General features: G+C 70.8%; 9 protein-coding genes. 1 reads left to right on the top strand and 8 read right to left on the bottom strand.

Annotated elements, in window-relative coordinates:
* Window positions 1-169 precede the first annotated feature (169 nt).
* From ACGFR9_RS33320 to ACGFR9_RS33305, 4 genes are all read right to left on the bottom strand, one after another.
* A complete protein-coding gene (locus ACGFR9_RS33320) occupies window positions 170-688 on the bottom strand; it encodes a histidine phosphatase family protein (RefSeq protein WP_030224252.1) in 519 nt (172 codons plus the stop codon).
* A 63-nt stretch (window positions 689-751) separates the two neighbouring features.
* Window positions 752-958 (bottom strand): hypothetical protein, encoded by a 207-nt coding sequence (locus ACGFR9_RS33315; RefSeq protein WP_393216236.1) that lies wholly within the window; start codon window positions 956-958, stop codon window positions 752-754.
* Window positions 959-1116: 158 nt separating this feature from the next.
* Window positions 1117-1233, bottom strand: a complete 117-nt coding sequence (locus tag ACGFR9_RS33310) for an SGM_5486 family transporter-associated protein (RefSeq protein ID WP_393216233.1) — start codon at window positions 1231-1233, stop codon at window positions 1117-1119.
* Window positions 1234-1419: 186 nt separating this feature from the next.
* Window positions 1420-2712: a CynX/NimT family MFS transporter gene (locus ACGFR9_RS33305; RefSeq protein ID WP_393216231.1), complete on the bottom strand. Its 1293-nt coding sequence runs from the start codon at window positions 2710-2712 to the stop codon at window positions 1420-1422.
* A 73-nt stretch (window positions 2713-2785) separates the two neighbouring features.
* Between ACGFR9_RS33305 and ACGFR9_RS33300 the strand changes: the two genes are divergently transcribed.
* Complete coding sequence (locus ACGFR9_RS33300; RefSeq protein ID WP_393216229.1) at window positions 2786-3478, top strand: FadR/GntR family transcriptional regulator; 693 nt, start codon at window positions 2786-2788, stop codon at window positions 3476-3478.
* Between the two features lie 54 nt (window positions 3479-3532).
* Here the strand turns inward: ACGFR9_RS33300 and fabI are convergent, their stop codons facing one another.
* From fabI to ACGFR9_RS33280, 4 genes are all read right to left on the bottom strand, one after another.
* Window positions 3533-4300: an enoyl-ACP reductase FabI gene (gene fabI, locus ACGFR9_RS33295; protein WP_393216226.1), complete on the bottom strand. Its 768-nt coding sequence runs from the start codon at window positions 4298-4300 to the stop codon at window positions 3533-3535.
* Between the two features lie 5 nt (window positions 4301-4305).
* Window positions 4306-5010: a 3-oxoacyl-[acyl-carrier-protein] reductase gene (gene fabG / locus ACGFR9_RS33290; protein ID WP_030224265.1), complete on the bottom strand. Its 705-nt coding sequence runs from the start codon at window positions 5008-5010 to the stop codon at window positions 4306-4308.
* A gap of 198 nt (window positions 5011-5208) precedes the next feature.
* Entirely contained in the window at window positions 5209-5439 is a 231-nt protein-coding gene (locus ACGFR9_RS33285; RefSeq protein WP_393216223.1) for a hypothetical protein, read from the bottom strand.
* Between the two features lie 223 nt (window positions 5440-5662).
* On the bottom strand, window positions 5663-6088 hold the full coding sequence (locus tag ACGFR9_RS33280; RefSeq protein WP_393216220.1) for an ATP-binding protein: 426 nt from the start codon (window positions 6086-6088) through the stop codon (window positions 5663-5665).
* Window positions 6089-6240: the final 152 nt, after the last annotated feature.

Below are 6240 nucleotides of genomic sequence, written 5' to 3'. Positions count from 1 at the left end.
GCAGCAACGGCTCGATGCGGGCCCACTGGGCGTCAGTCAACGACACACCCAGACCAACGATCCGATGATCTGAAAGAAACGGCCTAGGGCCTGTCCGGTCGCCGGAGCACGGAGACGGGTGGGCCCGGCGCCGATGGACGTCGGTGCCGGGCCCCCGTCGCACCGGGTGTCACTCCGTGGGCGCCCAGTAGTCGACGAGCGTGCCGACGCCGGGCTCGAGGGTCTTCCAGGAGCCGGTGAACGACAGGACGGCGAAGGCGGCGGCCGGGTAGCCGAGGCGGTTCATGCGCTCACGGGCGTCGCCCTCCGCCGCGCCGGCCAGGATGTCGGCCAGTCCCTGGACGCCGGGGTTGTGGCCGACCAGGAGGACGTTCTGCGCGTCGTCGGGGGTTTCGTTGAGCAGGGCGATGAGCTCGCCGGGCGAGGCCTCGTAGACCCGCTCCTCGTAGACGGTCTTCGGCCGCTCCGGGAACTCGTGGACCGCGAGCTTCCAGGTCTCGCGGGTCCTCACCGAGGTCGAGCACACGGCCAGGTCGAAGGCGATACCGGTGTCCGCGAGCTTGCGTCCGGCGACGGCGGCCTCCATACGGCCACGCTCTGCGAGCGGGCGTTCATGGTCGGTCACCGGGGGCCAGTCGGCTTTCGCATGCCGGAAAAGGACAATCCTGCGGGGTTCTGCGACGCTCATGTGACCCAGCTTCGCATGAAACAGGCCACGGGGCGCAGGGAGTTGACCGGCGCTTTCGGGGGTTCAGCGGGCTATGAGCCGCTGTGCGCGCTCGACGAGGTGCGTGAGGCCGGGATCGCCCCCGGCCGCGTGGGCCTCGGAGGGGTTGAGGATCAGGGTGAGCAGGGCGACGAACGCGAGGGTGGGGAGGGCCAGGGCCCACCACGGCAGCCGGGTGTCGACGCCGCCCCGGGGGGCCGGGTGGGGCCGGGTGTGCGTGTGCGCCGACATGGGGGCCTCCGCTCTTCTGGATGGTGCGTGGGTCACGTCTCGCGGCCACATCTCGAAGGTACGGATTGTTCGGGGCTCAACCCATCCGGTGATCCACCCACTTGACCCTGAGCCTGGCCCCCTAGGGGATGGGGGTGCTGGCACCACCATGGGGGTTCTCAGGGGGCGAGGATCGTGGCGACCACGCCGATGACGATGAAGATGGCGAAGAAGGTGCCGAAGACCAGGAGCAGCTTCTTCTGGCCGTTCTGGGGGGTGGGGTCTAGGACTGGCATGGGGTCAGTCTCGCATCTGCGCCTGTGGCGGACTTTCGGGGGTTCACCGGGGGTGGGGGCGGGGTGGCACAGGGGGTCTTTCGCTCCCGCCGCCCCTTCTCGTCCCTGGGGGCTTCGCCCCCAGGCCCCCTTCGCCCCCTTCGCGCCCACGCGGCGGAGCCGCCGGTCGACACAGCCCCGCGCCCCTTAAGCGGCTGCCTCGTCCTCTACCGTGCGCGGGCGGCCGGCCAGGATGCCCACTGCCGTTTGCGGGATCATCAGTGCTGCCATCAGGGCGATCGGGAGGCCCCAGCCGCCGCTGTGCTGGTAGAGAACGCCTACCAGGAGGGGGCCGGGGATGGAGATCAGGTAGCCGGTGCTCTGGGCGAAGGCCGAGAGCTGGGCCACGCCCGCGCCGGTCCTGGCGCGCATGCCGACCATGGTGAGCGCGAGCGGGAAGGCGCAGTTCGCTATGCCGAGCAGCACGGCCCAGGCCCAGGCGCCCTCGGCCGGGGCGAGGTAGAGGCCCGCGTAGCCGACGAGGCCGCTGAAGCCCAGCGCGAGCACGATCGGACCCTGGTGGGGCAGCCGGGTGGCGAGACGCGGGATGACGAAGGCCAGCGGGACGCCCATCACCATGGTGACCGCGAGAAGCAGTCCGGCCTTGCCGGCGGGGACGCCCGAGTCGCGGAAGATCTGCGCCATCCAGCCCATGGTGATGTACGCGGCGGTGGCCTGGAGCCCGAAGAACACGGCCAGCGCCCAGGCGGTACGGCTCCGGGTGATCCGCAGCCGTACCGGCGTCTCGGCGCGGGTGTCCCGCTCCTGCTCCCCCTCCCGGGCCCGCACGAAGGTCAGCCACGGCAGTACGGCGACGGCCGCCAGGGCCGCCCACACGGCGAGGCCCGACCGCCAGTTCCCGCCCAGCGCGCCGGTCAGCGGCACGGTCACGGCCGCCGCCGAGGCGGTGCCCAGGGCGAGGGCCATGGAGTACAGGCCTGTCATGGAGCCGACCCGGTCGGGGAACCAGCGCTTGACGATGACCGGCATCAGTACGTTGCTGACGGCGATGCCCATCAGCGTGAGCGCGGTGGCCGCCAGGAACGCCGCGGTGCCGCCCACGTACGGCCGTATCAGCAGACCGGTGCCGATGGCGACCAGGCCGGCGCAGACCACCGCGCCCGCGCCGAACCGGCGGGCCAGCCGCGGAGCGGTGACGCCGAAGACGGCGAAGCACAGCGGGGGCACGGAGGTGAGCAGCCCGGCCACGCTGCCGCTCATGCCGAGCCCGTAGCGGACCTCCTCGAGCAGCGCGCCCAGGCTGGTGATGGCGGGGCGGAGGTTGAGCGCGGCCAGCACGATACCGAGGACCAGCAGCCGTGTCCGCCACGCGCGCGTGGGGCCGGTGCCGGGGGTGGTCCGGACTTCGGGCGCGGCCGGCGTACGTACGGTCGTGGACGTGAGCGTCCGGGTTTCCTGGCTAGCCATGCCACCCATCATAGAATCATGGGATGATTGGTTGTCCATGCCGAGGTCGCCGTGCCACGGCGCCGCTGTCGTGCGAAGGTGTGCCATGTCATTGAGCCATCCCCGCCGTTCGGCCCTGTCCGAGCAGGTCATCGCCGCGCTGCGGGCCGAGATCACCTCGGGTGAGTGGCCGGTCGGCGCGCGTATCCCCACCGAGCCGGAGCTGGTCGAGCAGCTGGGTGTGGCGCGTAACACGGTCCGCGAGGCCGTCCGCGCGCTGGCGCACAACGGGCTGCTGGACATCCGCCAGGGCTCGGGCACGTATGTCGTGGCCACGAGCGAGCTGGCCGGTGTGATGCAGCGCCGCTTCGCGGGCGCCGACCCCCGGCACATCGCCGAGCTGCGCTCGACGCTGGAGTCGGCGGCCGCGCGGCTGGCCGCCGAGCGGCGGACGGAGAAGGACCTCAAACAGATCGACACCCTGCTGCTGCGCCGGGAGGAGGCCTGGGAGTCGGGTGAGGCGGAGGCGTTCGTGGCGGCGGACGCGACGTTCCATCTGGCGGTCGTGGCCGCCTCGCACAACGACGTGATGACCGCGATGTACGCGGATCTGAGTGAGGTGCTGCGGGACTGGCTGCGCGGTGACATGGACCGGGGCATGTCCCCCGAGGCGCACATGGACCACGGCCGGCTGGTGGACGCGATCCGCGCGGGTGACGCGGCGAAGGCGGCCGAGGAGGCCGGCGCCTATCCGTTCATGTGCCGTCCGGGGCTGTTCGGTCCGCCCTCCGACGGCTGACACGCGCGAAGGCCCGCGTCCCGGAGGGGACGCGGGCCTTCGGCCGTACGTTCGTCAGGCGCCGATGGCGTGCAGACCGCCGTCGACGTGGACGATCTCGCCCGTGGTCTTCGGGAACCAGTCGCTGAGCAGCGCGACGATGCCGCGGCCGGCCGGCTCCGGGTCCTTCAGGTCCCACTCCAGCGGCGCACGGGTGTCCCACACGGAGGCCAGCTCGCCGAAGCCCGGGATGGACTTGGCGGCCATGGAACCGAGGGGGCCCGCCGAGACCAGGTTGCAGCGGATGTTCTGCTTGCCGAGGTCACGGGCCATGTAGCGGCTGGTGGCCTCCAGGGCGGCCTTCGCGGGGCCCATCCAGTCGTACTGCGGCCAGGCGTACTGCGCGTCGAAGGTGAGGCCGACGACGGAGCCGCCGTTCTGCATCAGCGGCAGGCAGGCCATGGTCAGCGACTTCAGGGAGAACGCGGAGACGTGCATGGCCGTGGCCACGGACTCGAACGGCGTGTTGAGGAAGTTGCCGCCGAGCGCGTCCTGCGGCGCGAAGCCGATGGAGTGCACGACGCCGTCGAGGCCGCCCAGCTCCTCGCCGACGACGTCGGCCAGGCGGCCGAGGTGCTCGTCGTTGGTGACGTCCAGCTCGATGACCTTGGCAGGCTTGGGGAGCTTCTTGGCGATGCGCTCGGTCAGCGTGGGCCGCGGGAAGGCGGTCAGGATGACCTCGGCGCCCTGCTCCTGGGCCAGCTTGGCGGCGTGGAAGGCGATGGACGCCTCCGTCAGCACACCGGTGATCAGGACGCGCTTGCCCTCGAGGATTCCGCTCATGGTGATCAGTGACCCATTCCCAGTCCGCCGTCAACGGGGATGACGGCTCCAGTGATGTACGAGGCGTCGTCCGAGGCGAGGAACCGCACGGTCGCGGCGATCTCCTCGGGCCGCGCGTACCGGGCGAGCGGTACCTGCGCGAGGATCTTCGTCTGCTGTTCCTCGCTGAGCTCCCGGGTCATGTCGGTGTCGACGAAACCGGGCGCGACGACGTTGAAGGTGATGTTGCGCGATCCCAGCTCACGGGCGAGGGAGCGGGCGAAGCCGACCATCGCGGCCTTGGAGGCGGCGTAGTTCGCCTGCCCCGCGGAGCCGAGCAGTCCGACCACCGAGGAGATCAGGACGACGCGGCCCTTCTTCGCGCGCAGCATGGCGCGGTTGGCACGCTTGACGACCCGGAAGGTGCCGGTGAGGTTGGTCTCGACGACCGAGGTGAAGTCCTCCTCGGACATCCGCATCAACAACTGGTCCTTGTTGATGCCGGCGTTGGCGATCAGGACCTCGACGGGGCCGTGGGCCTCCTCGATCTCCTTGTAGGCCTGCTCCACCTGCTCGGTGTCGGTGATGTCGCACTTGACGGCGAGGAGGCCCTGCGGCGGCTCACCCGAGCGGTATGTGATGGCGACCTTGTCGCCGGCGTCGGCGAACGCGCGGGCGATGGCGAGGCCGATGCCCCGGTTGCCTCCGGTGACGAGAACCGAGCGGCTCAACGGATCACCCTTTCGATAGCGGTCTGGTGCACCGCCCGGACACCTGGATGACAGGCGGCTACACCGAAAACCTATCGGTCCCGGTCCCGCCCGGGGCACTGGGGCATCGACAGTGGCTCTCGTGGCGTCCTGTCGGGTTCCTACAGTTCGTCCGCCGTCGGTCCGCCAAGATGGCGAGCACGGAAGTGTCTCTGTAGATCAACGGTCGTCCTCCTCACGCTCGGCGAGCAGGAGCGCCACGGGGTCGACGTCTTCCGGTACCTCGTAGTGCGGCATGCCGTGGCGCTCGGCCGCGGTGAAGGGCTTCGGCGTGATCCTCCCTTGCGCCACCAGGTGCGCGTACCGCTCCATAGGACTGCCGACCGGTGGCCGTATCGCGATGATGTTGCCGTGCCGGGTGACCTCGATCGCCTCACCCTCGCTCTTCACGTGACCCGCCTGCCGCGTGCGGTGTCGACCGGCTCCGCACTGAGTCCGCCTCCAGTCCCGGTTTCCGGGCGAGGAACCGTTCCCACAGGGTCCAGGAAGATCATGTCGCCCTGGGGAGCGTCTCGCCGCAGGGCGGTCGCATCGGTCCGCAGGGCCTGGGCGACGACGGTCGTGATGCTGGGCACCCCGGTCACCCCGGTCGGCCTGGACTGATGATCGTCTATTACGGCTGAACGGGACACGGGTTGTCAGGGGTGCGGACCGCACACTCGGCCCACACGGTCTTGCCCGGCCCTGTTCGTCCGTCCACGCCCCAGCGGGCGGCGACAGCTTCCACGAGGAGCAGGCCGCGCCCGCTGTCGGCGTCCGCGGTGGGCCGGCCCATCGGCTTGGGAAGCTCCGGGTGGGTGTCGGACACCTCGACACGGACGAGCCCCGCGGACCGGTCGTATGTGAGCCGCAACTCGAAGTCGCGTCCCGGCACGTGGCCGTGGAGGGCCGCGTTGGAGGCGAGTTCGGCCACGACGAGGGTGACGGTGTCGGAGGCGGGGCTGCCGTAGGGCAGGTGCCACAGGTCGAGTCGGTGCGTGGCGAGCCTGCGGGCGAGTCGGGCGCCCCGGCGCGTGGCGGAGAAGCGCTGGGCGAACACACTTACGATTGCGGCCTCTTGGGCCCGTGACGCTGACATGCAGCCAGCGTCGCGGGCAGCTCCGGGCCCCGCCAGGGACGGCATCCATACAGGCACGGCTGTATCGGCGCACGCACTGGACCGGGATACGGCAGTACGGAAACGCCGCTCGG

Source organism: Streptomyces sp. NPDC048584 (assembly GCF_043199595.1).
Lineage (GTDB): Bacteria > Actinomycetota > Actinomycetes > Streptomycetales > Streptomycetaceae > Streptomyces > Streptomyces edwardsiae.
Note: the sequence above shows the minus strand (reverse complement) of the source record. Positions and strands in the feature narration are given on the sequence as shown.

Bases quoted from the DNA above. Each gene is read 5' to 3' on its own strand.
- ACGFR9_RS33320 (WP_030224252.1), bottom strand. From the start codon at position 688: ATGAGCGTCGCAGAACCCCGCAGGATTGTCCTTTTCCGGCATGCGAAA.
- ACGFR9_RS33315 (WP_393216236.1), bottom strand. From the start codon at position 958: ATGTCGGCGCACACGCACACCCGGCCCCACCCGGCCCCCCGGGGCGGC.
- ACGFR9_RS33310 (WP_393216233.1), bottom strand. From the start codon at position 1,233: ATGCCAGTCCTAGACCCCACCCCCCAGAACGGCCAGAAGAAGCTGCTC.
- ACGFR9_RS33305 (WP_393216231.1), bottom strand. From the start codon at position 2,712: ATGATGGGTGGCATGGCTAGCCAGGAAACCCGGACGCTCACGTCCACG.
- ACGFR9_RS33300 (WP_393216229.1), top strand. From the start codon at position 2,786: ATGTCATTGAGCCATCCCCGCCGTTCGGCCCTGTCCGAGCAGGTCATC.
- fabI (WP_393216226.1), bottom strand. From the start codon at position 4,300: ATGAGCGGAATCCTCGAGGGCAAGCGCGTCCTGATCACCGGTGTGCTG.